Source organism: Cellulomonas sp. IC4_254 (assembly GCF_011603975.1).
GTDB lineage: Bacteria > Actinomycetota > Actinomycetes > Actinomycetales > Cellulomonadaceae > Cellulomonas.
In genome coordinates this window covers 1-25,804 of record NZ_JAANNB010000029.1, presented here as the reverse complement: position 1 = coordinate 25,804, position 25,804 = coordinate 1, and the positions used below count along the sequence as shown (strand labels likewise).

Sequence of the window (25,804 nt, the reverse complement as noted above, 5' to 3'; positions counted from 1 at the left end):
GCGGCAGCCTCGGGAGCGGGCACGGCGGGTGGTCGGTTCGGCGGCGAAGGACCGCGGGTGGGTTCCGTGCTGGATCGGCGGCAGGAGGCAGGAGGCGGGATGACGAAGAGCGGGAGGCCGGCGGGCGGCGCCGGCGTCGTGGGGGTGGTCGGCGCACGCGGGGGCGCCGGTGCCACGGTGACCGCCGCGGTGCTCGCGGCGGAGCTCGCGCGCCGGGGCACCGCGGTGCTCGTCGACACCGGGGGCGGACCCTCGCTCGACACGGTGCTCGGGCTCGAGGCGCATCCCGGGCTGCGGTGGCCGGACCTCGGCGGGGCGCGCGGCGCCGTGGACCCCGCCCTGCTCGCGGGCAACCTCATGCGCTGGGGTCGGTGCGGGGTCCTCCCCACCGACGACGGTCGACCGGGACCGCCCCCTCCCGCCGCGCTCGGGGACGTGCTGCGGGCGCTCGCGGCGGCGTACGGGTCCGTGGTGCTGGACCTGGACCGGTCGGCGGTGCTGGCCTCGGCGGCCGGGGCGGGGTCGTCGGGGTCGCTCGGGCGGTCGGGCGCGGGTTCGGGCTCGCCCGGCCCACCGGTGTCGAGCGGGGTCGAGGCCGGAGCGCCCGTGGCCGCCCGGGTGCTCGCCGGCGAGGGGCGGGCCGGTGAGCGGGTCGTCGCCGAGGACCCTGCGGGCGTCGTGGTGCTCGGCACCGGCGCGACGCTGCTCGCGGCCTGCCGGACCGTGCTCGTGGTCGTGCCGCGCGACGTCCCCGCGGTCGCCGGTGCGCGCCTCCTGCGGGGCGTGCTGGTCGGCGACGCCCGACGCGTCGGGCTCGTGTCCCGCGGACCGGCGCCCGGTGGCCTGGGTGTCGGGGAGGTGGCCGCGGCGGTCGGCCTGCCGGTCGTGGCGTCCCTGCCGTGGGTGCGCGGTCTGGGTGCGGCGGTGGACAGCGGTGTCGGTCCCGCGCTGCCACCCAGGGCGGCGCGGGCGGTCGCCCGGCTCGCGCGGCGGCTCACGTGACGGGCGGGGCAGCCCCCGAGGCCGGGGAGCACGGCACCGGCCTGCCCGCACTGGTCGCGACCGTCCGGCACCGGCTCGCGGCGGAGGGCGGCCCCGTGACCGGCGCGCGCGTCTCCGCGGCCCTGCGGGAGAGCGGGCGCGTGCTCGGCAGCGCGGCGCTGGCCGAGCTGGACGGCGTCGTCCGCGCCGAGATCCTGGGGGCCGGACCGCTGCAGGCGCTCCTCGACGACCCCCACGTCACCGACGTGCTCGTGAACGGCCCCCGCGACGTGTGGGTCGAGCGAGGCGGCGCGCTCCGGCAGGTCGACGTCGACCTCGGTGACGCCGCGCGCGTCCGGGGCCTCGCGGTGCGGCTGGCCGCCGCCGCCGGTCAACGCCTCGACGACGCGCGCCCGGCCGCCGACGCCCGCCTGCCCGACGGGACGCGCCTGCACGCGGTGCTGCCGCCCGTCGCCGACGGCTGCACCCTCCTGTCGCTGCGCGTGCTCCGGCACCGGGCGTTCACCCTGGACGACCTGGTCCGGGACGGCACCGTGCCGGCGGGTGCCGACGGCGTGCTCCGGGCGCTCGTCGCGAGCCGGTCGAACCTGCTCGTGTCCGGGGCGACCGGTACCGGCAAGACCACCCTGCTCTCGACGTTGCTGTCCCTCGCCGACCCGGGCGAGCGGATCGTGCTGGTCGAGGAGGCGGGTGAGCTCGCCCCGCGGCACCCGCACGTCGTCCGGCTGCTCGCCCGCCGGCCGAACGTCGAGGGCGCCGGGGGGATCGACCTCGGGGACCTGGTCCGGGAGTCGCTGCGGATGCGACCCGACCGGGTGGTGCTCGGCGAGTGCCGCGGCGCCGAGGTCCGCGACGTGCTCAGCGCCCTCAACACCGGGCACGACGGCGGCTGCACGACCGTGCACGCCAATGCGGCGACCGACGTCCCCGCACGGCTGGAGGCGCTCGGCGCGCTCGCGGGGCTGCCACGGGAGGCTCTGGCGGCCCAGGCCGCGAGCGCGATCCACGCGGTGCTGCACCTGCGCCGTGACCGCGGCCGGCGACGGCTCACCGAGATCGCGACCGTCGGACGCGACCCCGCCCGGGGGACGCTCGTCGTGCGCACGGCGCTCGCCACCGCGCCGGACGGCCGCGTCGTCGTGGGCCCGGGCTGGGCGGAGCTCGCCGCACGCCTGGGCGTCGAGACGACGCGGACGCCGCCCGCGGTCGGCGCGGCCCCGGCGTGACCACCGCAGGAGCCGGTGGGGCGATGCTGGCGGTCCTCACCGCCGCGGTCGTGCTCCTCTGGCGCCCGGGCAGCGCGGTCTCGTCGCGGGTGCGTCGGCTCGGCTCCCGTGGGGCGGTCACGCCGGCCGGACCTGCCCGGCTGCTGCGGTCGCCCCGCTGGCGGCGTGGTGCGACCCCTGACCCCGCCGCGTTCCTCGGCACCGTCGTGACCGGCGTCGCGGCGGAGGTCCGTGCGGGCCGGTCGCCGGCCGACGCGTGGCGGCTCGTGCTCGGCGTCCCCGTCGGCCCGGATGGCGTGCCCACCGCCGACGACCTCCTCGTGGCCGTCCTGCCGGCCGGCCCCCGGCGTCAGGGCGGCGGTCCGGCCGGCGGCGTGGCCGGCGGCCCGGAGGTCGGTCTGGTGCGCCGGCGGGTCGCGAGCAACCCCGAGGCCGACCCGGTGCGCCGACGGGTGGCCGGCGTGCTCGCCGCCGGCCGGCTCGCCGCCGAGCTCGGCGCCCCGACCGCCGGCGTCCTCGAGGAGTGCGCCCGCGCGCTCGCGGCCGACGCCGACGCCGAGACCGCCGTGCGGAGCGCCCTCGCCGGACCGCGCCAGACGACGACCCTCCTGACCTGGCTCCCCGTCCTCGGCGTCGCGCTCGGGACTTTGCTCGGCGCCGACCCGCTCGGCACGCTCCTCGGCGGGGGAGGCGGCACCGCCGCGGGGATCGGCGGACTCGTGCTGACCCTGCTCGGAAGGCGGTGGACGAGGCGGATGGTCGCCGATGCCCGCACGGCGGGCTCCGGTCTCGCCACCGCGACGACGGCAGGTGCCGGTCTGGTGACGACGGCGTGGGCCGGTCCGGCGGGGGCGGCTGGTGTCGGTCCGGCGACGACGACGGGGTCTCGTCTGGCGACGACGGCAGGTGCCGGTCTGGTGGCGGCGGCAGGTGCTGGTCTGGCGACGACGACGGCGGCCGGTCTGGCGGCGACGCCGGGGGTCGGGCCGGCGGCGGGTCGTCCCGGCCCCGTGTCGGCAGGTCCTGATCCCCCGGCGATGGCAGGTCTCGCGGCGGAGACGGTCGACGGGACGCGTGGCGGTGCGGGTGCGGTCGCCTGGACTGGCCCGGGCACCGGCGTAGTGGCGGCGGTGGGCGCGCGTGGTGGGTGAGGCGCTGCTGGTCCTGCTCACCGCCGGGACCGTCCGCCTGCTCGGGCGCCCGTACGCCCGCCACCCGTCCCGCCTCGACGACGCCCGAGCGCCACGACCCGGTGGGGGCCCTCGCGCGGAGGACGACGCACGCGCCGTCGACCTGGTGACGGTCGTCGACCTGCTCGTGGTGGCGGTCGGCGCGGGCGCCAGCGTGCCGGGGGCGCTCGCGGCGGTGGGCGCCGCCCTCGGTGGCGCGACCGGCCGGGACCTCACCCGGGCCGGCACGGCGCTGCTGCTCGGGGAGTCCTGGACCGCCGCGTGGTCGCACGCGCCGCTGCTCGGCAGCGTGCTCGACGGGCTCGAGGCCGCCTGGCGGACCGGCGCCCCCGCCGGGCCCGCGCTGCGGGCGGCCGCCGCGGGGCTCCGGCGCACCCGCGAGCGCGCCGCCCGCGAGGCGGCAGGCCGGCTGGGCGTGCGCCTGGTCGTGCCGCTGGGCCTGTGCTTCCTGCCCGCGTTCGTCCTCGTCGGGCTCGTCCCGGTGCTCGCCTCCTTGGGCCGCGGGCTCCTCTGACCCGCCCACGTGCGGCACTGCGCAGAGCCGGGGTTCACGCCCGGCGTGCCGGACCGCGTGCCCGTCATGCGCCGAGGGGGTACCCGACACGTCGAGCGCCTATCCGGCGGGTATCCGCTCGACGTGTCGGTTGCGCATTCGCCGCCCGACCCTCGCCGTCCCCGCCGCAGACGGCCCTGGACGGCACCGTCCCACACCGCTCTGTAGCCGACCCGCGCCGCCGCGGAGCCGGACCGCGCCGCCCCCGAGCCGACCCGCGCCGCCCTGGACCCGACCCGCTCCGCCGCGGAGCCGACCTGCTCTGCCCTGGAGTCGACCGGGCTCCGCCGCGGAGCCGGACCGCGCCGCCCTGGAGTCGAACCCGCCCCGCCCCAGACCTCGGCCCGTCCCTTGCGGTCCGGACCGGGCCTCCGTCCGTTGCGCCCGGGTCCATGCGTGCCGAGCGCCCGACGATCACCCCGTCGCGCCGATGTTCTCCCACGGGTGCCGCGACGACCGGCGCACACCGAGTCCTCCACAGGCGCAGGCGCGCGGCTCGTCCCCAAGAGGCGGAGTCCGGGTCGGTGGCGGGAGCGCGGTCCCCGGCAGGGTCGGTCGTGCCGGTCGACGGGCGGCCGGCACCGAGCACGGGAGGCACGAGATGCAGCAGGTGAGCAGTGTGCGAACGGCGTGGGGGCGAGGCCGTCGGCGGGTGGTGGGCGCCGCGGGCCGGGTGCCGGAGGGCCTGCGGCGCGCACGCGCCAGGCTCGCGGGGACGACTCGGGACGCGGGTCTGGCGACCGCCGAGTACGCCGTCGTGATGATCGCCGCGGTCGGGTTCGCGGGGCTCCTGGTCGTGATCCTCCGCAGCGCGGAGATCCGGGAGACCCTGACGAACCTCGTCCGCGACGCGCTGGCGGTGTGACCGGGGACCTGCGGCGGTCGCGGGGGGACCGCGGCTCGGTGACCGCCGAGTTCGCGGTCCTGCTCCCGGTCGCCGCCGTGCTCCTGGGGGTGGTGCTGGTGCTCGCCGCATGCGCTGCCGCCCAGCTCCGGTGCGCGGACGCCGCGCGCGTCGCCGCACGGGTCGCAGCGATCGGTGAGGGCGACGCCGGGGTCACCTCGGCCGCGCACCGGGTGGCGGGTGCCGGCGCGCAGGCGACGGTCACCCGGGACGACGCGTGGGTCGTCGTGACGGTGGAGACGACGGTCGGGCCGGCGCTCCCGGTCGTCGGTGGCCTCACCGTGGGTGGCACCGCCACGGCCTGGGTGGAGCCGTGACCGGGAACCGCGGCGGGCGCGTGCCGGCACCGGAGGCGGGCCCCGCGCTGGTGGGCGGCGCCAAACCAGGCGACCGGCGGACACGTACGCGAGCGCACTCCTCGCTGCACGTTCCGCTCGGCACGAGGCTCTCCGACCGCGGATCTGCGTCGGTCCTGGTGGTCGCGCTCCTCGCGGTGGTGGGAGTGCTCGCCGGAGCGCTCGGGCTCCTCGGTGCCGTCCAGACGGCGCGCGCCCGAGCGCAGGCGGCCGCCGACCTCGGCGCGATCGCCGCCGCCGAGCGCCGGCTCCGAGGGCACGCCGACCCCTGTGGTCTCGCCGGCGCGGTGGTCGGGCGCAACGGCGCGGTGCTCGCGGAGTGCGTCGTCGTGGGCGAGGGCGACGTCCGGGTCCGGGCCACCGTGCGGACGGTGGTCGGCGACGCCGCCGCCGAGGCGAGCGCAGGCCCACGCCGCGCGCGCCCGGGCAGGTCGGCGCCGCGCCGGGCCGCGCCGGTGCCGCGCCGAGCGATGCCCGTGCCGCGCCGAGCCGCGCCCGTGCCCCGCCGAGCCACGCCCGTGCCGCGCCGGTCCTCGCCCCTGGAGGGACGCCGGTCGCCGGTCGCCTCGGGCAGGCTCCGGTCAGGCCGGGGCGTGCGCGAGGACCGCGTCGAGCAGGCGGACCGCGGCGGCCTTCTCCAGCGGGTTGTTGCCGTTGCCGCACTTCGGCGACTGCACGCACGCCGGGCACCCGGTGCGGCAGGGGCAGGTCGCGATCGCCTGCCGGGTGGCCCGCAGCCAGGTCGCCCCGAGCCCGTACCCGCGCTCGGCGAACCCCGCCCCGCCGGGGTACGCGTCGTGCACGAACACCGTCGCCTGCTCGGTGTCGGCGTGCAAGGCGGTCGAGACGCCGCCGAGGTCCCAGCGGTCGCAGGTGGCGAGCAGCGGCAGCAGCCCGATCGACGCGTGCTCTGCCGCGTGCAGGGCACCGGGCGCCGTCTCGACGGTGATGCCGGCTCGCTCCAGCACCTCGACGGGCGCCGTCCACCAGACCGAGGTGGTCGGCAGCGTGCGCGCGGGCAGGTCGAGCAGCTCGGAGCCCAGGACCTCCATGTCGGGGATCCGCTTGCGCTGGAAGCTCAGCACCTGCGTCGTCACGTCCACCGCGCCGAAACCCCAGGTCACGGGGCCCCAGCGCCGCTCCGCGGTGACGGACCGGATCTCGGTCGAGGTCACCCAGCGCGCCCACGTGCCGTAGTCGACGTCCCGCCGGTCCACCAGCGCGACGCCGTCCTCCAGGCGCAGCTCGTCGACGACGTACGTCGCGCCCTGGTGCACGTAGACCGCGCCCGCGTGCACGGTCGAGTCGGCGGCCGCGGAGTCCACCGTGCCGAGCAACCGCCCGGTCGTGGACTCGACCACGCGGACGGGGTCGCCACCGGTGCCGCGCAGGTCCGTCAGCCGGGCGGCCTGCTCGGCGTGCGTCCAGTACCAGCCGGAGGGTCGGCGGCGGAGCGCCCCCCGGGCGACGAGGACGTCCAGGAGCTCGCGCGTGTTCGGGCCGAACAGGTCGAGCTCCTCCGCCCGGATCGGCGTCTCGGCGGCGGCGGCGCACAGGTGCGGGGCCAGCACGTAGGGGTTGCCGGGGTCGAAGACGGTCGCCTCCACAGGAGCGTCCAGCGCCGCCTCGGGGTGGTGGACCAGGTACGTGTCGAGCGGGTCCTCCCGCGCGACCAGGACGACGAGGCCGTCGGCGCCCGCCCGGCCGGCACGGCCCGCCTGCTGCCACAGCGACACCCGCGTGCCCGGCCAGCCCGCGATGACCACGGCGTCGAGCCCGGAGATGTCGACGCCGAGCTCGAGCGCGTTCGTCGTGGCGAGCGCCCGGAGACGCCCGGTGCGGATCGCCTGCTCCAGCTCGCGGCGCTCCTCGGGCAGGTACCCGCCCCGGTACGCGGCGACGGCCACCGCCAGCTCCGGGTCCACCTCGCGAAGGTGCTCGCGGGTGACGGTGGCGACCGACTCCGCCGCCCGGCGCGACCGCGTGAACGCCAGCGTCCGGGCACCCGCCGCGGTGAGGTCGGCGAGCAGGTCCGCGACCTCGGCCGTCGCCGAGCGGCGCGGGCGGTCCGGGTCGTCGGCGACGAGGTCCTCGCCGGTGCCGAGCGGGCCGGTTCCCTCACGCGCCGGCCCGACCGAACCGGCGTCGGGACCCGGTGCGGGGGCGGCGGTGCGCGCGGCGGGGTCGTCGCCGTCGATCGTCGCGGCACCGTCGGCCCGAGCGGCGGCCTCGTCCCCGGCCGCCTCCGCACCGGCGCGGTCCACGTCGACGGGTGGCTCGTCCAGCGGCAGCGCCCACGGGTCGTCCTCGGGGAGCAGCCCGCTCCAGGGCCCCTCCGCGGGCGCCACCTCCGGTGGCTGCCAGAGCGCGACCGTCTTCCGGCCGGCGGGCGAGGCGTCGTCGGCGACGGAGACGACGTCCTCGGGCGCCGCCCCGATCAGCCGGGCCGCGCTCACGGCGGGCTCCGCCGTGGTGGCCGACGCGAGCAGGAACACCGGGTCGGCGCCGTAGGTGCCCGCGACGCGGCGCAGCCGTCGCAGGACCGCCGCCACGTGCGCGCCGAACACGCCCCGGAACGCGTGGCACTCGTCCAGCACGACGTAGCGCAGCGAGCCGAGCAATCGCGCCCACCGGCGGTGCTGCGGCAGCAGGGCGAAGTGCAGGAAGTCCGGGTTCGTGAGCACGACGTCCGCGTACTCCTGGACCCAGCGTCGTTCCTCCTGGGCGGTGTCGCCGTCGCAGGTCGAGACCCGCACGTCCCGCAGGCGCGCGGCGTGCAGCACCCGGTCGAGGGCGTGCCGCTGGTCCGCGGCGAGCGCCTTGGTGGGGCAGAGGTAGAGCACCGACCCCCGGCGGGCGACGGTCTCGATCCGCCCCGGGTCGAGCGCGCGCGCCGCGGCCTGCGCCCGGACCGCCGACAGCGAGGGCAGCCAGAAGGCCAGCGACTTCCCGGACCCCGTCGACGTCGACAGCACCGTGTGCCGCCCGGACCACGCGGCGTCGGCGGCGACCGCCTGGTGCCGCCACGGCCGCTCGACGCCGAGGGCGCGGTAGCCGGCGACCAGGTCGGGGTCCGCCCAGGCGGGCCAGTCCACCGGGACGCCCTCGCGCGCGGGCAGGTGCCGCACGTGCGTCAGCCGGTCGGCCCGGCGACCCGCGGCGAGCAGCACGTCGAGCAGCTCACCGGTCCTCACCACGGCACCATCCTCGCCCCTCGGGGGCGCTGCGTCGTACCGGCGCCCACGCCGGGGCCGGACGGCGCCACGAGGCAGGATGGGCACGTGGCGACGCACATCGACCTGAACTGCGACCTCGGCGAGGGCTACGGCCCGTGGACGCTCGGCGAGCCGGGGGCGGACGACGCGCTGCTGTCCGTCGTCACCAGCGCCAACGTCGCGTGCGGGTTCCACGCGGGCGACCCGTCGATCATGGCCGCGCGCTGCGCCACGGCACGGGCCCGCGGCGTGGCCGTGGGCGCCCACGTCTCCTACCGCGACCTCGTCGGGTTCGGTCGCCGCCGGCTCGACGTCCCCCCGGGCGAGCTCGCCGCGGAGGTCGCCTACCAGGTCGGGGCGCTCCAGGCCGTCGCCCGGACCGTCGGCGCGCGGGTCGGCTACGTGAAGCCGCACGGTGCCCTCTACAACCGGGTCGTCCAGGACGAGGAGCAGGCGGCGGCGGTCGTCGCGGGTGTCGCGGGGGTCGACCCGACGCTGGCGGTCGTGGGCCTCCCCGGGTCCGCCGTCCTCCGGCTCGCGCGCGACGCGGGGCTGCCGACGGTGACCGAGGCGTTCGTCGACCGGGGGTACCTGCCGGACGGCACGCTGGTCCCGCGCGGCCGCGCCGGGGCGCTCGTCACCGACCCGCGGGAGGCCGCCGAGCGTGCCGTCCGGATGGCGACCGAGGGCACGGTCGTGGCGGTGGACGGAACCGCGGTGCCGGTGGACGCGGCCTCGCTGTGCGTGCACTCGGACACGCCCGGGGCGGTGCCCGTCGCCCGCGCGGTGCGCGCCGCACTGGAGGGCGCCGGCGTCGAGCTCCGCCCGGCCGCGCCGTGACCGGGACGTCCCGATGACGGCGGACGACCCGGGGGACGCCGTCCGCGTCGTGCCCTACGGCGTCGACGCGCTGCTGGTCGACCTGCCCGGCCTCACGGTCGTGCGGGCGCTGGACGACGCCCTCCGGAGCGAGCCGCCACCCGGGGTGACCGACGTCGTCCCGGCAGCGCGCACGGTGCTCGTCCGGTTCGCGACACCCGCCGACGCCCGCGACGCCGTGGACGCGGTGCTCACCGCCGCGCGCGCCGCCGGCAGCCGGTCGAGGGACCAGGCGGCCCCCGGGCACCCCGACTCCGCCACGCCCGCCGACCCGGTGGTCCTGCCCGTCCGCTACGACGGCCCCGACCTCGCCGCGGTCGCCCGTGCCACCGGCCTCACGGAACGGGAGGTCGTGCGCCGGCACGCCGCCGGGGAGTACACGGTGGCGTTCGGCGGGTTCATGCCCGGCTTCGCCTACCTCACCGGCCTGGACCCGGCGCTGCACGTCCCGCGGCGGGCGACGCCGCGCGAGCGGGTCCCTCCGGGCGCCGTCGCGATCGCGGGCGAGTTCGCGGCGGTCTACCCGGCGGCCACCCCGGGCGGCTGGATGCTGCTGGGCACCTGCGACGTGCCGCTGTTCGACGTCGACCGCGACCCGCCCGCGCTGCTGCGCCCCGGCACGCGGGTGCGGTTCGCGGCCGTCTCGACCTCGCCCTCGGGCGCCGCCGCGGCGCCGCAGGTCGCTCGGGCGCACGTCGACACGCCGCACCCCGACGGGCCGCCCGTCGACGGGCCCCAGGTCGACCCGGCGCGCGTCGGACCGGTGCAGGTCGGTCCGGCGCAGCTCCCGCCGACGACAACCGCCCTCGACCCCGGCGTCGCCCGGCACCCTCGGGCCGCCCACGCCCCCGGCGGCGCCCACGACCCCGACGCAGCCCCGCGCCCCGAGGTCGAGGTCCTCGCGACCGGCCCGCTCGTCCTCGTCCAGGACCGCGGCCGGCCCGGCCTCGCGGCGGTCGGGGTCGGCCGGTCCGGCTCGGCCGACGCCGGTGCGCTCCGCCTCGCCAACCGGCTCGTCGGCAACGGTCCCGGCGCCGCCGGCCTGGAGGTGCTGCTCGGCGGCCTGGTGCTCCGGTTCCCGGCGGGTGGCGTGGTGGCGCTCGCCGGTGCGGAGGTCCCGGCCGACGTGGACGGCGTCCCGGTCGCCCCGCACGCGGCCACCCGGGTCCCGCCGGGAGGGGTGCTCCGCACCAGCACGGCCGCGCGCGGTCTGCGGCTCTACGTGGCCGTCCGGGGCGGGCTCGACGTGCCGCCGGTCCTCGGCTCGCGCGCGGCGGACCGCCTCGCGGGGATCGGTCCCGCCCCGCTGCGCGTCGGCGACACGCTGCCGGTCGGCACCGACGTGGTCGGCTCCGCGCAGCCGTGGGCGGACGCGCCGCGCGACTGGCCCGGGACCGTGGTGCTCCGGGTGGCACCGGGGCCGCGCCCCGACTGGTTCGCACCGGGTGAATTCGAGCGGCTCCTCGCCGGTCGGTTCGCGGTGTCCCCGGCGAGCGACCGCGTGGCGCTGCGCCTCGACGGCCCGCCGGTCGAGCGCGCCGACCGCGGTGAGCTCCCGTCCGAGCCCCTGGTGCCCGGAGCGGTGCAGGTGCCGCCCGACGGGCGTCCGGTCGTGTTCGGGGTCGATCACCCGGTCACCGGTGGTTACCCCGTGGTCGCGGTCGTGGAGCCCCGTTCGCGCGATCGTGCGGCCCAGCTCCGGCCCGGCGACACGGTCCGGTTCGCCCGGTTCGAGGGGTCCGCCGGACACGCGTGAGCACGCAACACGTGGGCGGCGGGCGTGCGGTCTGTTTGAATGCTCCCGGAAGGCAGAGGGGAGCTCCGGTGGACGTCAGCGTGGCCAGCAGGACCGTCGAGGGCAGGACCGTCGTCGACGTGACCGGCGAGATCGACGTGTACACCGCGCCCGCGCTGCGCGAGAAGCTCACCGGACTGGTGGACGCCGGGCACGTGGACCTGGTCGTGAACCTCACCGAGGTGCGCTTCATGGACTCCACGGGGCTCGGTCTGCTCGTGGGTGTGCTCAAGCGCGTCCGGGGGCTGGACGGGCGGCTGCAGCTCGTCATCGACTCGGAGCGGCTGCTCAAGGTGTTCCGCATCACCGCGCTGACGCAGGTGTTCACCATCCGGGAGACGGTGAACGAGGCGCTGGCCGCCGACCGCGAGGGCTGAAGGGCCCCGAGCGACCACCTGACGACGGAGCACTCATCGCGCACGTTCGCCTGGAACGATGTGGTCCGGGCACGGTGACGGGCGGTCGACCCCGTCGAGGATCTGACCCGACGTCTCGCGGTCGCCATCAGCCGGTGGTCGGAACGTCTCCCGCAGCAGGCGAGCGTCGCCGGCAGCGGCCAGCCCGCCCGCTCGACGGCGAAGCCAAGCGCGCAGGCCGCGACTCTGTCGGTAGCCGTGACGCTGGCTCATCCCTAGATCCACCAACCGACGGAGTTGACGGGTCCTGAGGTCGCCATGGCACGGACCGAGGGGTTGCTCAAGACGTTTCCCCAGGTGACGGTGGTGCCGGCGTTGCTCTTGCCACACCCGATCGAGTACCAGGTCCGGGTCCCGGACACGGTGAATCCGCGGCCCTGGGCGCAGACGCTTCCGCTCGCGTCCTGAACACCCCACGCATAGCCCTGCTTGTATCCCGCACTGCCCCAGACAGTGCATCCGCCGATGCTCTCCGGACCCCAGATGACCGCCGTGGCTGTCGCGGTTCCCCCGCAACGAGCGCGAGCCTCGCGCACCGTGGCCGGGTCTTGTCCCTGGACCGGAGTGCCGTCGGGGTACACGATCGGACCGAGTACGACGTCGGGGTCGATGATCACGTCCGGATCCCGCTGGATGACCTCAGGAAGAGACTCGATGAGCTCTCGTGCCACGTCCGGGTTGTTGACTGCTGCGGGAGGTGGGAAGTCGGTGGCGTTGGCCGGTCCGACGGTGAGAGCGGTGAGGGGCAGAACCGCGAGGGCTGCGACCCAGTTCTTGCGCATGGCGACGGACCTCCACAGATCGTGCGGAGCCTCGTCGCCCCGCACTCTCGGTCGTAGCAGCGACAGGCGGGCACCTAGGCAGGGTTGTCGGAAGATGAGTACCCCTACCCAGCGGGGATAGGTCACCCGAACGGTCCCGCGCTGACGCCTGGGCGGTGAACACCCGGCGAACACTCGCCACCTGTCCGCCCACGACCGCGGCGCGCCGCGACGGCGGCGGCACCATATGGTCGTGCCGAACGACGTCGACCTGCTCGTCCGTACCTCCCGCGCGGTCGGCGGGGTGCACCGCTCCGTGGGTGAGATCGCCGTGCCCGTGGCGGTGGTGGACCGCGACCTGCCGATGAGCGAGGTCGAGGTGCTGTTCCGGTCGCCGCACCTGCCGTGCCTCGCGGTCGTGGACGAGCGGGACGGCGGCATCGGCATGGTGTCGCGGAGCCGGTTCACCGACGCGCAGACCGGGCGGCTCGGCTACGGGCGGGCGGTGCTGGCGCGGCGACCCGTGGGGGAGGTCGCCGACTGGTCCCCGCTCGTCGTGGACGAGCGCACCGGCATCGTGGAGTCGGCGACCCGGGCGATGGAGCGGTCCGGCGAGACGCGCTACGACGACGTGCTGGTGCGGTCCGGCACCTGGGGCGCGGTCGCGACGTCGGACCTGGTGCGGGCGCTGGTGGCGGCGCTGTCGGAGCGGTCGCTGCACGACCCGCTCACCGGGCTGCCGGGGCGGGAGCTGGTGCTGCACACGCTGCGGGAGTGGGCCCGCCTGCTGCCGGGCAGCAGCCGGCGGCTCCTGCTCGTCCAGGCCGACGTCGAGGGGTTCGCGGGCGTGAACGCGCGGTTCGGCGGTGCGGCGGGCGACGCCCTGCTGCGGCTGCTCGCGACCCGGTTCGCCGATGGGGTGCCCGCGGGTGCGCTGGTGGGCCGGACCGGCAGCGACGAGCTCATGGCCGTCGTGCTGCTGCCCGGCGTCCCCGTGCCGGAGGCGGACGAGCAGGTCGCCCGGGTGGTCGAGGGCGTGGGCCGGGCGCTGCTGCCGCGCGCCGTCGACGAGCCGCCCGTCCGGCTGGCGTGGGTCGTCTCGCCGCCGGGGGTGGCGGACGCCGACGCGCTGGTGCAGGAGGCGCAGCGGCGGATGCTCGCGCGGAAGGCGGACCCGCTGCCCGCCCTGGCGCCGCCGGGCTGACGGCGACGGGGTCCACGCGTCGCCGGCACCGGGGCCGAGTGGTGGAACCGGACGCCACACCCCTTCCGCACCGGACATATCTGGCTACAGTGGCGTCCTCTCGCGCGGCAACGGAGCGGCGCGTACCGGGGGCGGCTCGGGCAGGGCCGTGTCCCGCGTCCGAGGAGGATGCATGGTCGAGCTCGGGTCCGGAAGCCTCGTGGTGGTCGCCGTCATCGCGGCCGTGGCGGTCGCCGCCCTCGTCGTGGCGGTGGTGCTGCGCCGGCAGGTGCTGGCGGCGGACGAGGGGTCCGCGTCGATGCGGACGATCGCCGCGGCGGTGCAGGAGGGCGCCGCGGCGTACCTGTCCCGGCAGCTGCGGACGCTCGTGCTGTTCGCGGTGGTCGTGTTCGCGCTGCTGTTCCTGCTGCCGGGCGACGCCGGGGTCAAGATCGGCCGCTCGGTGTTCTTCCTGGTCGGCGCGGGGTTCTCCGCGTCGATCGGGTACCTCGGCATGTGGCTGGCGACCCGCGCGAACGTGCGGGTGGCCGCGGCGGCGTCGCTGCCGGGCGGCCGTGCGGCCGGGGCGCGGATCGCGCTGCGGACGGGCGGCGTCGTCGGGATGTCGGTCGTCGGGCTGGGCCTGCTGGGGGCGGCGGGCGTGGTCCTGCTGTACCGGGGCGAGGCGCCCGCCGTGCTGGAGGGCTTCGGCTTCGGGGCGGCGCTGCTGGCGATGTTCATGCGGGTCGGCGGCGGCATCTTCACGAAGGCGGCCGACGTCGGCGCGGACCTGGTCGGCAAGGTCGAGCAGCACATCCCCGAGGACGACCCGCGCAACGCGGCGACGATCGCGGACAACGTGGGGGACAACGTCGGCGACTGCGCGGGCATGGCGGCGGACCTGTTCGAGTCGTACGCGGTGACGCTGGTGGCGGCGCTGATCCTCGGCCGGGCGGCGTTCGGCGAGGAGGGGCTGGTGTTCCCGCTGGTCGTGACGGCGATCGGCGCGGTGGTGGCGGCCCTCGGGGTCCTGGTCACGCGGGTGCGCGGCGACGAGAGCGGGCTGACGGCGATCAACCGGGGCTTCGCGGTGGCGGCCGTGGCGGGTGCGGTGCTCGCGGCGGTGGCGGCGTTCGTCTACCTGCCGTCGTCGTTCGCGGAGCTCGCCGGGACGGCCGGGCTGGCGGACCACCCGGGTGACCCGCGCGCGGTGGCGGCGGGCGCGGTGGCGATCGGCGTGGTGCTCGCCGGCGTGATCCTCTGGCTGACGGGCTACTTCACCGGCACGACGTCGAAGCCGACGATCCACGTGGCGCGCACCTCCCAGACCGGCGCGGCGACCGTCGTGCTGTCCGGTATCGGGGTCGGGCTGGAGTCGGCCGTGTACACGGCGGGCACCATCGCCGCCGCGATCTGCGGGGTGTTCCTCCTGGCCGGGGGGTCGATCTCGCTGTCGCTGTTCCTGGTGGCGCTCGCGGGCTGCGGCCTGCTGACCACGGTGGGCGTCATCGTCGCGATGGACACGTTCGGCCCGGTGAGCGACAACGCCCAGGGCATCGCCGAGATGTCCGGCGACGTGACCGAGGAGGGCGCGCAGATCCTCACCGACCTCGACGCGGTCGGGAACACCACGAAGGCCGTGACGAAGGGCATCGCGATCGCCACGGCCGTGCTGGCGGCGACGGCGCTGTTCGGGTCGTACGCCGACGCCGTGGCGGGGGCGCTCGCGGGGCTCGACCTGACGCAGGTGCCCGGCGACATCGTCCTGGCGATGACGGACTACCAGGTGATCAGCCCGGTGACGCTGGTCGGCGTGATCCTCGGCGGGGCGACCGTGTTCCTGTTCTCGGGCCTGGCGATCGACGCGGTGACCCGCGCGGCCGGCGCGATCGTGTTCGAGGTGCGCCGGCAGTTCCGCGAGCACCCCGGGATCATGACCGGCGCCGAGCGCCCGGAGTACGGCAAGGTCGTCGACATCTGCACCCGGGACTCGCTGCGCGAGCTCGCGACGCCCGGCCTGCTCGCGGCGTCCGCGCCGGTGGCCGTCGGCTTCGGCCTCGGCATCGGCCCGCTCGCCGGGTTCCTGGCCGGGGCGATCGGCGCCGGCGTGCTCATGGCCGTGTTCCTGGCGAACTCCGGCGGCACCTGGGACAACGCGAAGAAGCTGGTCGAGGACGGCCGGTACGGCGGCAAGGGGTCCCCGGCGCACGACGCGGTGGTCATCGGCGACACCGTCGGCGACCCGTTCAAGGACACCGCGGGCCCGGCGATCAACCCGCTGATCAAGGTGATGAACCTGGTGGCGCTGCTGATCGCCCCCGCCGTCGTCACGGTCAGCCTCGGCGACGGCGCGAACCACGTGCTGCGGCTGTCGATCGCGATCGCGGCGGGGCTGATCGCGCTGACCGCGGTCGTGCTGTCCCGGCTGCGGGCGGCGCGGGTCGACGAGGAGGCGCGGCTGGAGCGCGAGGTGCCGCTGCGGGCGTGACGCGGTGTGGTCCGCCTCGACGCCCGGCGGGCCGTCCGGCAGGCTGGGCGACATGACCTCGCGCCGCACCGCCGCCGTCCGCCCGTCCCGCCGAGCCGTCCGCGGTGCCCTGGCCGGCGCCGCCCTGCTCGCCCTCGTCGTCCCGCTCGCCGCCTGCTCCGGCGACGACGACAAGGTGCAGGCGTTCTGCTCCGCGGGCGAGGACGCGATGACCGAGATCACCGCGGCGGGCTCGCTGAGCGACGACCCGCAGGCGTTCGCCGACGCGATCGCCGACGCGCGCGACCAGTTCGACGAGGTCGAGGCCCCGGACGAGATCGCCGACGCGTGGGGCGTGTTCACGTCGACGTTCGCCGAGCTGGACGACGCGCTGGCGGACATCGACCCGACGGACCAGGAGGCGTTCACCACGGCCCTGCAGGAGTTCGCCGAGTCGGCCGACTCCGAGGACCTCTCGACGGCGAGCGACGACCTGAGCGCGTTCACCACCGAGAACTGCGAGTGACCGTGCGGCTGCACCTCGTCCGGCACGGCCAGACCCCGTCCAACCTGGTGTCGGCGCTGGACACCGCGGCGCCGGGCGCCCCGCTCACCCCGGAGGGGCAGCGGCAGGCGCGAGCGGTCGGCGAGGCGCTGGCCGCCGAGCCGCTCGACGCCGTGTACGCCTCGACGCTGGACCGGGCCCGTGCGACCGCCGCCGAGGTGGCGCGGCCGCACGGGCTGGACGTGCAGGTCCGGGAGGGGCTGCGCGAGGTGCAGGCCGGCGACCTGGAGATGCGCACGGACCCGGACGCGGTGCACCGGTACCTGTCGACCATGGTGGCCTGGGCCTCCGGCGACCTGGACGCCGTGATGCCGGGCGGCGAGTCGGGCCGCGCGACGCTCGACCGGTTCGACGCGGTGGTGGACGAGCTGCTCGGCACGGGCGCCGGGACCGTCGCCGCGGTGAGCCACGGCGCGATGATCCGGCTCTGGGCGCTGACCCGCGCGGGGAACCTCGACGCGGCGACCGCCGGTCGCTGGTCGCTCGACAACACGGGCGTGGTGACGCTGGAGACCGGCGGGTCGACCGGCTGGTACGCGACGCGCTGGCAGGACGAGGTCGTGCCGCACACCGCGCCCGCCGGGGGCGACGGCCCGGGCGGCGAGCCGCTGCCGGTCTGACGGCGCGCCGCGTCGGGGAGGATGGTCCGGTGGACGCCGCACCGACCGAGCCCCTGACCGCCGACCCCGCCCTCGTCGACGCGCTGCGCGCCGACCTGGAGGCCTCCGGGTTCACGGTGCCCGGCGTCGAGGAGCTGCTCGGCCCCGTGGCGAGCGCCGCGCTGCACCGGGAGGAGCCGGTGCCCGCGCTGCTCGCGACGGCCGGGGACGAGCCGCGCGCGGCCCTGGTCCGGGCCTTCGTGCTCGGCGTGCCGGTGCCGGCGGCCGCGCTCGCCCGGGCGCTGCCGTCCCTCGGCGTGGCCGGTGCGGAGCGGCTGGGGCTCGTCGCCGCGGCCGGCGTCGGCACGGAGGACGCGGTGCGCGCGCGGGTCGACCTGCGGCCCTACGAGGCGGAGGACGCGGCCGGGCCGGTCGACTGGTGGGTGGCGTCCGACCTCGGCGAGCTCGCCACCGGCGGCGCGCTGCGCACGGACCACGTGCTCGGGGTCGGCGGGGCGTCCACGACGCTCGCACAGGTGACCGTGCGCGAGCCCAGCACCCGCACCCTGGACCTCGGCACCGGCTGCGGCATCCAGGCGCTGCACGCGGCCCGGCACAGCGAGGTCGTCGTCGGCACGGACATCTCGGCGCGGGCGCTCGGGTTCGCGCGGTTCAACGCGACGCTCGCCGGGCTCGCGCCGGGCGCGCTCGACCTGCGGCTCGGGTCGATGCTCGAGCCGGTCGCGGGGGAGCGGTTCGACCTGGTGGTGAGCAACCCGCCGTTCGTCATCACCCCGCGCGCCGCCGCGGACGTGCCGACCTACGAGTACCGGGACGGCGGCCGCACCGGCGACGCGATCGTCTCCGACCTGATCACCTCGGTCGGCGACGTCCTCGCGCCCGGCGGCGTGGCCCAGCTGCTCGGCAACTGGGAGGTGCGGCGCGGCGAGTCCTGGGACGAGCGCGTCGGCGCCTGGCTGGACGCCTCCGGGCTGGACGGCTGGGTGGTGCAGCGCGAGCTCCAGGACCCCGCCCAGTACGCCGAGACCTGGATCCGCGACGGCGGCACCACGCCCGACCGCGACCCGGCCGCCTGGCGGGCCCGGTACGCCGCCTGGCTCGCCGACTTCGCGTCCCGGGACGTCGAGGGCATCGGGTTCGGCGTCGTCGTGCTGCGCCGGCCCGCCGCCGACCTGGCGGACGCCCCGCGGCTGCGGCGGCTCGAGGAGGTCACCGGCACGGTGCGCCAGCCGCTCGGCCCGGCGATCGGGGCCTCGCTGGCCGCGCACGACTGGCTGCGCCGCCGGGACGACGCGGCGCTCGCGGCCGAGCGGCTCCTGGTGCCCGGCGACGTCACCGAGGAGCGGTACCTGCGGCCCGGCGACGTCGACCCGCAGATCGTGCTGCTGCGGCAGGGCGGCGGGTTCGGGCGGACGGTGCAGGCGGGCACGGCGCTCGCGGGCCTGGTCGGCGCGTGCGACGGCGAGCTGACGGTCGGCCAGATCGTCGGGGCGCTCGGCGCGCTGCTCGGCGTCGACGCGGACGCGGTGGCGGCGGACGTGCTGCCCGAGGTGCGCGGCCTCGTCCGGGACGGCCTCCTCCTCCCGGCCTGACCCCGCCGCGGGGCGCTCCGCTCCTCCCCGCTGCCGGGCGCCCGGGCCGCACCCGCACAGGTTCGGCACAGGGTGGTGCTAAGGCCGGCCCAGCCTCGCTCCCTACGGTCCTGACCAGCCGGGACGGCCCCGCGGCACTCGCCCGCGAGCGCGGTCCGTCCCCGACGGACCGAGGGAGAACATGCTGTCGCTGTGGAGGCGCACCCGACCGTGGGTGCGGGTGGTGGCCGTCGCGCTGCTGGTGGGCGTCGCCGGGACCGGGGTGTACTGGTTCGGGTTCCGGGAGGCACCGGCGCAGGCCGCCACCCCGGGGTCCACGACGACGTCGGTGGCCGCGAGCCTCTCGACCATCCAGCAGTCGGTCTCGACGTCCGGCACGCTGACCCCGGCGGTGCAGGAGGACGTGTCCTTCGCGGTCAGCGGCACCGTGACCTCGGTCGACGTCGCGGCCGGCGACACCGTCACCGCGGGCCAGCAGCTCGCCACCGTCGACACGCTGCAGCTGAACGCCGCCCTGCTGCAGGCGAAGGCCGAGCTGGCGAGCGCGCAGGCCTCGCTGTCGAACGCCGAGGACGAGGCCGACGGGTCGGACTCCTCCGACGCGCAGGTCGCCGCCCTGTCCGCCCAGGTCGACGTCGCGCAGGCCGCCGTCGACTCCGCCGAGGCCGACCTGGCCGGCGCCACGCTGACCGCGCCGGTGTCGGGGCTGCTCACCACCGTGGACCTCGAGGTCGGCGACGTGGTCACCGGCTCGGGCTCGTCGTCGGGGAGCGGGAGCACGGGCAGCACCGGCAGCTCCGGGAGCTCCGGCGCCACCGGCATGACGGGCGGCACCGGCGCCACCGGGTCGTCGTCCACCACGTCGACCAGCACCGCGCCGTTCGTCATCGTCGGCACCGACGCGTGGCAGACCAGCGTGAGCGTCAGCGAGTCGGACGTGGCCCTGCTGTCCGTCGGGAACCAGGCGGAGCTCACGACCAGCAGCTCGACCGACACCATCTACGGCACCGTGACCGAGATCGGGCTGCTGTCGAGCAGCTCCGGCGGCGTCGCGTCCTACCCGGTGACCGTGGCGGTCACCGGCAACCCCGAGGGGCTGCACGACGGCGAGTCGGTGGACGTCTCGATCATCTACGAGCGCCGCACCGACGTGCTGACCGTGCCCGCGTCGGCGGTGACCACCGAGGACGGCCAGTCCGTCGTCACGCAGGAGGGTGCGGACGGCGGGACGGTCACCACGGCGGTCACCGTCGGCGAGACCTCGGGCAACCTCGTCGAGATCACCGAGGGCCTGGCCGAGGGCGACGAGGTGCTGGTCACCACGTTCAGCCCGCGCGCCTCGGGCTCCGGCGACGGCTCCGGCTCGGGCGACACCCAGCAGGGCTTCCCGGGCGGCGGCGAGATGCCCGACTTCTCGTCCGGCGAGATGCCCGACTTCTCGCAGGGCGGCTTCCCGGGCGGCGGCGGCAATGGCTGAGCTCGTCCTGGACCGGTTCCCCGGGGAGGCCGACGCCGACGGGACGGTCATCGAGCTCGTCGGCGCCCGCAAGACCTACCGCACCGGCAGCATCGAGTTCGAGGCCCTGCGGGGCGTCGACCTCGCGATCGGCGCCGGCGAGTACGTCGCGATCATGGGCCCGTCGGGCTCGGGCAAGTCGACGCTGATGAACATCGTCGGCTGCCTGGACGTCCTGACCGCCGGGGAGTACCGGCTGGCGGGGGAGGACGTCGGCGAGCTGGACGAGGTCGAGCTCGCGGACGTCCGGAACCGGCGGCTCGGCTTCGTGTTCCAGCAGTTCCACCTGCTGCCGTCGCTCAGCGCGTGGCGGAACGTCGAGCTGCCCCTCGTCTACGGCCGGGTGCCGGCGGCCGAGCGCAAGGAGCGCGCCGTCGCCGCCCTCGAGCGCGTCGGCCTGGGCGAGAAGCTGGACAACCGGCCCGGCGAGCTGTCCGGCGGCCAGCAGCAGCGCGTCGCCGTCGCCCGCGCCCTGGTGGGCGAGCCCGCGCTGATCCTCGCGGACGAGCCCACCGGCAACCTCGACTCCCGGTCCACCGAGGACGTGCTCGCGCTGTTCGACGAGCTGCACGCCCAGGGCCGCACCATCGTGCTCATCACCCACGAGCTCGAGGTCGCCGAGCACGCCCGGCGCATCGTATTCGTCCGGGACGGCCTCATCCAGTCCGACGAGGTGAACCCGCGATGACCTGGTCCGAGACCCTGCGCACCGGCTGGGCCGCGGTGCGGGGGCACAAGCTGCGCTCGATGCTGACCGTGCTCGGCATCCTCATCGGCATCGCCGCGGTGATCCTCACCGTCGGGCTGGGCCTGGGGACGCAGAAGGACGTCAGCCAGCAGATCAGCGCGCTGGGGTCGAACCTGCTCATCGTCACGCCCGGGTCGTCCACCGACTCCGACGGCGTGCGCGGCGGGTTCGGCACCGGGGCGACGCTGACCCGCTCGGACGCCGACGCCCTGTCCTCCGAGGTGAACGCCCCGGACATCGGCGCCGTCGCGCCGGAGAAGGAGTCGTCGCTGTCCGTCGAGGCCAACGACACGAACTGGACCACCACGGTCGTCGGCACCACCGAGGACTGGCTCGACGTCCGGTCCCGCGCGGTCACCTCCGGGGAGTTCCTCACGGCGGACGACGACGCGGACGGCGCGACCGTGGCCGTCATCGGCGCGACCACCGCGACCGAGCTGTTCGGCACCACGAACGTCGTCGGCCAGCAGCTCACCATCGCGGACACCGCGTTCACGATCGTCGGGGTCCTCGACACGGCGGGCTCCAGCACGGACACCGACCTGGACGACCTGGTCGTGATCCCGCTGACCACCGCCTCCGACACCGTCTCGGGCGGCTTCGACCGGAACTCGCTCACGACCATCTACGTGCAGGCGGCGTCGGCGGACCAGCTCGCCGCGGCGTACCAGGAGGCCAACCAGCTCCTGCTCAACCTGCACGACATCACCGACGCGGACAGCGCGGACTTCAGCATCGACAGCCAGGACTCCCTGGTCAGCACCGCGACCTCGGTCTACCGGACGCTGACCGTCCTGCTCACCGGCATCGCGGCCCTCTCGCTGCTGGTCGGCGGCATCGGGGTCATGAACATCATGCTGGTCTCCGTCACCGAGCGGACCCGCGAGATCGGCCTGCGCAAGGCGCTCGGCGCCCCGCCGTGGGCCATCCGGCGGCAGTTCCTGGTCGAGGCCGGCGTGCTCGGCCTGGCCGGCGGCGTGCTCGGGGCGGTGCTCGGGGTCGTCGCCGCGACGGTCCTGCCGAACCTGCTGGACACGTCGATCGTCGTCTCGGGCGCCGCCGTCGGTGGCTCGGTCGCGATCGCGATGGCCATCGGCATCGTGTTCGGCGTCTACCCCGCCACCCGGGCCGCGAGGCTCGCGCCCATCGACGCCCTGCGGTCGGAGTGAGGCCCGTGCGACCCGCGCCGCCCTTCGGTACCACCACCACGAGGAGAGACATGTCCCGCACCCGTACCCGCCTGCTGGCGGCCCCCGCCGCCGTGGCGGTCCTGGTCCTGCTCGCGGCCTGCTCCAGCGACACCGCCGACGCCGGCGCCACCGGCACCGCGGACGCCGGCGACGCCGCGCAGGCGCCGTCCGGCCAGGGTGGCGGGCGGCTGCCGGGCGGCGGCACCTCGGGCGAGATCGCCGCCGTCACCGACGCGCTGCTGCAGGTGCAGGGCGACGACGGCCAGACGGCGGTCTCCTGGGACGACACGACGACGATCACCCAGACCGTCACCGCCGCGCTGTCCGACGTCACCGTCGGGTCCTGCGTGGTGGCGTTCACCTCGGGCGACGAGGGTGCCGCGGCGACGTCGGTCGCGATCACCGCGGCGACCGACGACGGCTGCGCGGGCGGCTTCGCGGGCGGCGGCGGGTTCCCGGCGGACGGCGAGCTGCCCAGCGGGATGCCGACCGACCGGCCCGAGGGCGCCGAGATGCCGGACGGCGCGCCCACCGACATGCCGGGCGGCGGCTCCGGGGGCGGGTTCGGCGGCGCGACCGCCGGGCTGGTCACCGCGGTCGACGGCAGCACGATCACGGTGGAGTCGACGGGCACGCCCGGCTCCGACGACGCGACGACCACGACCGCGACCCTCACCGTGGACGACGCCACCACGTTCACCAGCACGGTCGCGGCGGACGCCTCGGCCATCGCGGTGGGCCGGTGCGTCACGGCGCAGGGCGAGGCGGACAGCAGCGGCCAGGTCGCCGCGACCAGCCTCACGCTGTCGGACGCGACCGACGACGGCTGCTCGACCGGGTTCGGCGGGCGCGGCGGCGCCGGCCTCCCCGGCGCGTCCGGCTCCACCGGGGGCGAGGGCGACGATGCGTGACAGCCTGCGACGCGCGGGCCGCCGGCGCACCGCTGCGGCACCCGCGACGCCCCTGACGCCGAAGGCCCTGGCCCGGCGGGCCACGCGCCGGCGACGGCTCGTCCTCGGCGGGATCGCCTCGGCGGCCGCGCTCAGCCTGGTCGGCGGCGGGGTGGCCCTCGCGGTCACCAGCGCGCAGGGCAGCGGCTACCGGACCGCCACGGCCGCGCTCGGCACGGTGGAGCAGACCATCGACGCCACCGGCACGGTCGCCTCGGCGAGCCGGTACGACCGGGCGTTCTCCGTCGCGGGCACGGTCGGCACGGTCGACGTGGCCGTCGGCGACACCGTCACCGCGGGCGAGGTGCTCGCCACGCTCGACACCGCCTCGCTGGAGGACGCCGTCGAGGAGGCCGAGCAGGCCGTCGCCGACGCGCAGCAGCAGCTGGAGGACGACATCGCCTCCCAGACCTCGAGCAGCACCTCGAGCGGCACCTCGAGCAGCACCTCGAGCGGCACCTCGAGCAGCACCGGCTCGTCCACCTCGGGCGGCACCGGCTCGTCGACGACGGGCGGGACGGGCTCGTCGACGACGGGGTCCGCGGCGGCGGGGACGGGCACGACCGGGTCGGTCCCGGACGGCGCGACGGCCGGTGAGGGCTCCACGGGCGGCGGCGCGACCGGCGGTGCCGGCTCGACCGTCGACCCGGCGGTGACGCAGGCGATCGCCGCCGTCACGTCCGCGCAGCAGGCGCTCCTCGCGCAGTACCAGACCGCGCAGGCGGCCCTGGCGGAGTCGTCCACCGCGACGTCCGCCGCGCAGGAGGCGTGCCAGGCCGTGCTGGGCGACGACGGGTCCGGTGACGGGTCGGGCGACGGGTCCGGGGACGGGTCGACCGACGAACCGACCACGGAGCCGACCAGCGAGCCGAGCGAAGAGCCGACGCAGGACGCGCCGACCGATGACGCCGCGACCGGCGACGCCGCGACCGGGGACGCCGCGTCGGAGCACGCCACCGCGACCGGCGCCGCCGCGACGACGGGTGCGGTGGTCACCGGAGCCGCGTTCACCACGGACGCGACCACCGACGACCTCACGTCCTGCCAGGACGCCATCACCGCCGTGCTCGCGGCGCAGACGACCGTGGACGAGGCGCAGACGAGCCTCATGACCCTGGTGACCGACCTCGACACCGCGGTGACGGCGGCGCAGGACGCGCTGACCTCGGCGGCGGGTTCGGCCGGTTCGACGGGCTCGGGCGCCGCGGGCTCGGGCTCCTCGGGCGGCACGAGCGGCTCGACCGGTGGCTCCACCGGCGGCTCGACCGGTGCCTCGACCGGTGCCTCGACGGAGACGGGCGCCTCGACCGGCACCGGCTCGCTCCCGAGCGGCACCTCCGGGACCACGTATTCGTCGTCCGGCACGGGATCGTCGACGGGCTCCTCGACGGGCTCCGCGTCCGGACTGTCCGGGGCCGCGGGATCCGGGGGGTCGACCGTCGCGACCGCCGCCGACCTGCTCGCCGACCAGGCCGCGATCGACCAGGCCGAGGCAGAGCTCGCGATCGCGCAGAGCAAGCTGGACCTGGTCGACCTCACGAGCCCGATCGCCGGCACCGTCGCGGCGGTGTCGATCGCCGCCGGCGACGAGGTCGAGGCCTCCTCGACGTCGGCCGTCATCACCGTCATCGGCGACGACGGGTACACCGTGTCCACCACGGTGCCGCTCAGCCAGGTCGACCTGGTCGAGGTCGGCCAGGAGGCCGCGCTCTCGGTCCGCACCGGCGACGAGGACCTGACCGGCACCGTCACGGCCGTCGGCATCCTCAACGCGTCCACGACCTCGTCCGACCCGACCTACACCGTGGACATCGCGGTCGACCCGGCGGACGTCACGCTCTACGACGGCTCCTCGGCCCAGGTGGCCATCGCGGTCGCCGCCTCCGAGCAGACGCTCACCGTGCCGTCGTCGGCGGTGCACCTGGACGGCTCGACCGCGACGGTGCAGGTGCTCCGTGACGGGTCGGTCGAGTCCGTCGAGGTCGAGCGCGGGGCCGTCGGCGCCGAGCTGACCGAGGTCGTGTCCGGCCTGTCCGCGGGCGACGAGGTGGTGCTGGCCGACCTGAGCCAGTCCCTGGTGGCCGACGACGCGGAGTCCGGCAGCGGGCTCTCCGGGCTCGGCGGCAGCACGGACGACTCGTCGTCCGGCCAGGGGCAGATGACGTTCCCCGGCGGTGGCGGCTTCGGCGGCGGCCAGCTGCCGGCGGGCGGCCCGCCCGGGAGCTGAGCCCGGGCCCCTCGACGGCGCCCGGCCGGTCCCGCGTCCCCCTGCGCGGACCGGCCGGGCGCCCTTCTGCCACCCTGGACCCGCCGGCGCCCGCCCGTGGCCCGGCGGGGGAGGGCTCCGATGCCGCTGCGCTCGGTCGTGCTGTTCGCGCTCACCGCGCTGCTGGAGATCGGCGGCGCGTGGCTGGTCTGGCAGGGCGTGCGCGAGCACCGGGGCTGGGTGTGGATCGGCGCCGGGGTGATCGCGCTCGGGCTGTACGGGTTCGTCGCGACGCTGCAGCCGGACGCGCACTTCGGCCGGATCCTCGCGGCGTACGGCGGCGTGTTCGTCGCCGGCTCGCTCGCCTGGGGGATGCTCGCCGACGGGTTCCGGCCCGACCGTTGGGACGTGCTCGGCGCGCTGCTCTGCCTCGCAGGGGTGGCGGTCATCATGTACGCGCCCCGGCCGGC

At 76.9% G+C, this 25,804-nt stretch carries 22 protein-coding genes; 20 read left to right on the top strand and 2 right to left on the bottom strand.

Annotated features, from left to right (window positions below; all coding sequences use genetic code 11):
• Nucleotides 1–99 precede the first annotated feature (99 nt).
• From G6556_RS05075 to G6556_RS05050, 6 genes are all read left to right on the top strand, one after another.
• A complete protein-coding gene (locus G6556_RS05075; protein WP_166939144.1) occupies nucleotides 100–1,002 on the top strand; it encodes a pilus assembly protein FlpE in 903 nt (300 codons plus the stop codon).
• Nucleotides 999–2,228 (top strand): TadA family conjugal transfer-associated ATPase, encoded by a 1,230-nt coding sequence (locus G6556_RS05070; protein WP_166939142.1) that lies wholly within the window; start codon nucleotides 999–1,001, stop codon nucleotides 2,226–2,228. The genes G6556_RS05075 and G6556_RS05070 overlap by 4 nt, the downstream gene beginning before the upstream one ends.
• A 23-nt stretch (nucleotides 2,229–2,251) precedes the next feature.
• The gene (locus G6556_RS19095; protein ID WP_205693054.1) at nucleotides 2,252–3,379 is read left to right on the top strand and encodes a hypothetical protein; all 1,128 of its coding nucleotides are present in this window, start codon (nucleotides 2,252–2,254) and stop codon (nucleotides 3,377–3,379) included.
• Complete coding sequence (locus tag G6556_RS05060) at nucleotides 3,372–3,932, top strand: type II secretion system F family protein (protein WP_166939141.1); 561 nt, start codon at nucleotides 3,372–3,374, stop codon at nucleotides 3,930–3,932. The genes G6556_RS19095 and G6556_RS05060 overlap by 8 nt, the downstream gene beginning before the upstream one ends.
• Nucleotides 3,933–4,581: 649 nt before the next feature.
• Nucleotides 4,582–4,836 (top strand): DUF4244 domain-containing protein, encoded by a 255-nt coding sequence (locus tag G6556_RS05055; protein ID WP_346774729.1) that lies wholly within the window; start codon nucleotides 4,582–4,584, stop codon nucleotides 4,834–4,836.
• Between the two features lie 38 nt (nucleotides 4,837–4,874).
• Complete coding sequence (locus tag G6556_RS05050) at nucleotides 4,875–5,192, top strand: TadE family type IV pilus minor pilin (RefSeq protein WP_346774728.1); 318 nt, start codon at nucleotides 4,875–4,877, stop codon at nucleotides 5,190–5,192.
• Nucleotides 5,193–5,812: 620 nt separating this feature from the next.
• Here G6556_RS05050 and G6556_RS05040 read toward each other — a convergent pair.
• Complete coding sequence (locus G6556_RS05040) at nucleotides 5,813–8,428, bottom strand: DEAD/DEAH box helicase (protein ID WP_346774727.1); 2,616 nt, start codon at nucleotides 8,426–8,428, stop codon at nucleotides 5,813–5,815.
• A gap of 84 nt (nucleotides 8,429–8,512) precedes the next feature.
• Here G6556_RS05040 and G6556_RS05035 point away from each other — a divergent pair, with 84 nt between their 5' ends.
• The 3 genes from G6556_RS05035 (at nucleotide 8,513) to G6556_RS05025 (ending at nucleotide 11,497) form a co-directional block, all read left to right on the top strand.
• A complete protein-coding gene (locus G6556_RS05035) occupies nucleotides 8,513–9,286 on the top strand; it encodes a 5-oxoprolinase subunit PxpA (RefSeq protein ID WP_166939147.1) in 774 nt (257 codons plus the stop codon).
• A 13-nt stretch (nucleotides 9,287–9,299) separates the two neighbouring features.
• Entirely contained in the window at nucleotides 9,300–11,081 is a 1,782-nt protein-coding gene (locus tag G6556_RS05030) for an urea amidolyase family protein (RefSeq protein WP_166939136.1), read from the top strand.
• 68 nt (nucleotides 11,082–11,149) lie between these two features.
• Nucleotides 11,150–11,497, top strand: a complete 348-nt coding sequence (locus tag G6556_RS05025) for an STAS domain-containing protein (RefSeq protein WP_166939134.1) — start codon at nucleotides 11,150–11,152, stop codon at nucleotides 11,495–11,497.
• Nucleotides 11,498–11,751: 254 nt separating this feature from the next.
• On the opposite strand, the gene G6556_RS05020 is transcribed toward G6556_RS05025, so the two are convergent.
• Nucleotides 11,752–12,318 (bottom strand): hypothetical protein, encoded by a 567-nt coding sequence (locus G6556_RS05020; RefSeq protein WP_166939132.1) that lies wholly within the window; start codon nucleotides 12,316–12,318, stop codon nucleotides 11,752–11,754.
• 232 nt (nucleotides 12,319–12,550) lie between these two features.
• Between G6556_RS05020 and G6556_RS20135 the strand changes: the two genes are divergently transcribed.
• The 11 genes from G6556_RS20135 to G6556_RS04965 form a co-directional block, all read left to right on the top strand.
• Complete coding sequence (locus tag G6556_RS20135; protein ID WP_166939130.1) at nucleotides 12,551–13,501, top strand: GGDEF domain-containing protein; 951 nt, start codon at nucleotides 12,551–12,553, stop codon at nucleotides 13,499–13,501.
• A gap of 172 nt (nucleotides 13,502–13,673) precedes the next feature.
• Entirely contained in the window at nucleotides 13,674–15,968 is a 2,295-nt protein-coding gene (locus tag G6556_RS05010; protein WP_166939129.1) for a sodium-translocating pyrophosphatase, read from the top strand.
• 52 nt (nucleotides 15,969–16,020) lie between these two features.
• Entirely contained in the window at nucleotides 16,021–16,473 is a 453-nt protein-coding gene (locus tag G6556_RS05005) for a hypothetical protein (RefSeq protein WP_166939127.1), read from the top strand.
• Nucleotides 16,470–17,132 (top strand): histidine phosphatase family protein, encoded by a 663-nt coding sequence (locus tag G6556_RS05000; protein ID WP_205693053.1) that lies wholly within the window; start codon nucleotides 16,470–16,472, stop codon nucleotides 17,130–17,132. Before G6556_RS05005 ends, G6556_RS05000 begins: the two co-directional genes overlap by 4 nt.
• 29 nt (nucleotides 17,133–17,161) lie before the next feature.
• A complete protein-coding gene (locus tag G6556_RS04995; protein WP_166939125.1) occupies nucleotides 17,162–18,724 on the top strand; it encodes a methyltransferase in 1,563 nt (520 codons plus the stop codon).
• Between the two features lie 181 nt (nucleotides 18,725–18,905).
• Nucleotides 18,906–20,201: a biotin/lipoyl-binding protein gene (locus G6556_RS04990; protein WP_166939123.1), complete on the top strand. Its 1,296-nt coding sequence runs from the start codon at nucleotides 18,906–18,908 to the stop codon at nucleotides 20,199–20,201.
• The gene (locus G6556_RS04985) at nucleotides 20,194–20,928 is read left to right on the top strand and encodes an ABC transporter ATP-binding protein (RefSeq protein ID WP_166939122.1); all 735 of its coding nucleotides are present in this window, start codon (nucleotides 20,194–20,196) and stop codon (nucleotides 20,926–20,928) included. Before G6556_RS04990 ends, G6556_RS04985 begins: the two co-directional genes overlap by 8 nt.
• Nucleotides 20,925–22,157, top strand: a complete 1,233-nt coding sequence (locus G6556_RS04980) for an ABC transporter permease (protein ID WP_166939120.1) — start codon at nucleotides 20,925–20,927, stop codon at nucleotides 22,155–22,157. The genes G6556_RS04985 and G6556_RS04980 overlap by 4 nt, the downstream gene beginning before the upstream one ends.
• Nucleotides 22,158–22,207: 50 nt before the next feature.
• Complete coding sequence (locus tag G6556_RS04975; RefSeq protein WP_166939118.1) at nucleotides 22,208–23,089, top strand: hypothetical protein; 882 nt, start codon at nucleotides 22,208–22,210, stop codon at nucleotides 23,087–23,089.
• A complete protein-coding gene (locus tag G6556_RS04970) occupies nucleotides 23,082–25,355 on the top strand; it encodes a biotin/lipoyl-binding protein (protein WP_166939116.1) in 2,274 nt (757 codons plus the stop codon). The genes G6556_RS04975 and G6556_RS04970 overlap by 8 nt, the downstream gene beginning before the upstream one ends.
• Nucleotides 25,356–25,475: 120 nt before the next feature.
• Nucleotides 25,476–25,804: YnfA family protein (locus tag G6556_RS04965; protein ID WP_166939115.1), on the top strand; the 329-nt coding region annotated here is incomplete at its 3' end.

What these genes read in the sequence shown, in the direction of transcription:
- G6556_RS05075 (WP_166939144.1), top strand. Translation starts at nt 100, where the DNA reads ATGACGAAGAGCGGGAGGCCGGCGGGCGGCGCCGGCGTCGTGGGGGTG.
- G6556_RS19095 (WP_205693054.1), top strand. Translation starts at nt 2,252, where the DNA reads ATGCTGGCGGTCCTCACCGCCGCGGTCGTGCTCCTCTGGCGCCCGGGC.
- G6556_RS05030 (WP_166939136.1), top strand. Translation starts at nt 9,300, where the DNA reads ATGACGGCGGACGACCCGGGGGACGCCGTCCGCGTCGTGCCCTACGGC.
- G6556_RS05020 (WP_166939132.1), bottom strand. Translation starts at nt 12,318, where the DNA reads ATGCGCAAGAACTGGGTCGCAGCCCTCGCGGTTCTGCCCCTCACCGCT.
- G6556_RS05010 (WP_166939129.1), top strand. Translation starts at nt 13,674, where the DNA reads ATGGTCGAGCTCGGGTCCGGAAGCCTCGTGGTGGTCGCCGTCATCGCG.
- G6556_RS05005 (WP_166939127.1), top strand. Translation starts at nt 16,021, where the DNA reads ATGACCTCGCGCCGCACCGCCGCCGTCCGCCCGTCCCGCCGAGCCGTC.
- G6556_RS04990 (WP_166939123.1), top strand. Translation starts at nt 18,906, where the DNA reads ATGCTGTCGCTGTGGAGGCGCACCCGACCGTGGGTGCGGGTGGTGGCC.
- G6556_RS04985 (WP_166939122.1), top strand. Translation starts at nt 20,194, where the DNA reads ATGGCTGAGCTCGTCCTGGACCGGTTCCCCGGGGAGGCCGACGCCGAC.
- G6556_RS04980 (WP_166939120.1), top strand. Translation starts at nt 20,925, where the DNA reads ATGACCTGGTCCGAGACCCTGCGCACCGGCTGGGCCGCGGTGCGGGGG.
- G6556_RS04975 (WP_166939118.1), top strand. Translation starts at nt 22,208, where the DNA reads ATGTCCCGCACCCGTACCCGCCTGCTGGCGGCCCCCGCCGCCGTGGCG.
- G6556_RS04970 (WP_166939116.1), top strand. Translation starts at nt 23,082, where the DNA reads ATGCGTGACAGCCTGCGACGCGCGGGCCGCCGGCGCACCGCTGCGGCA.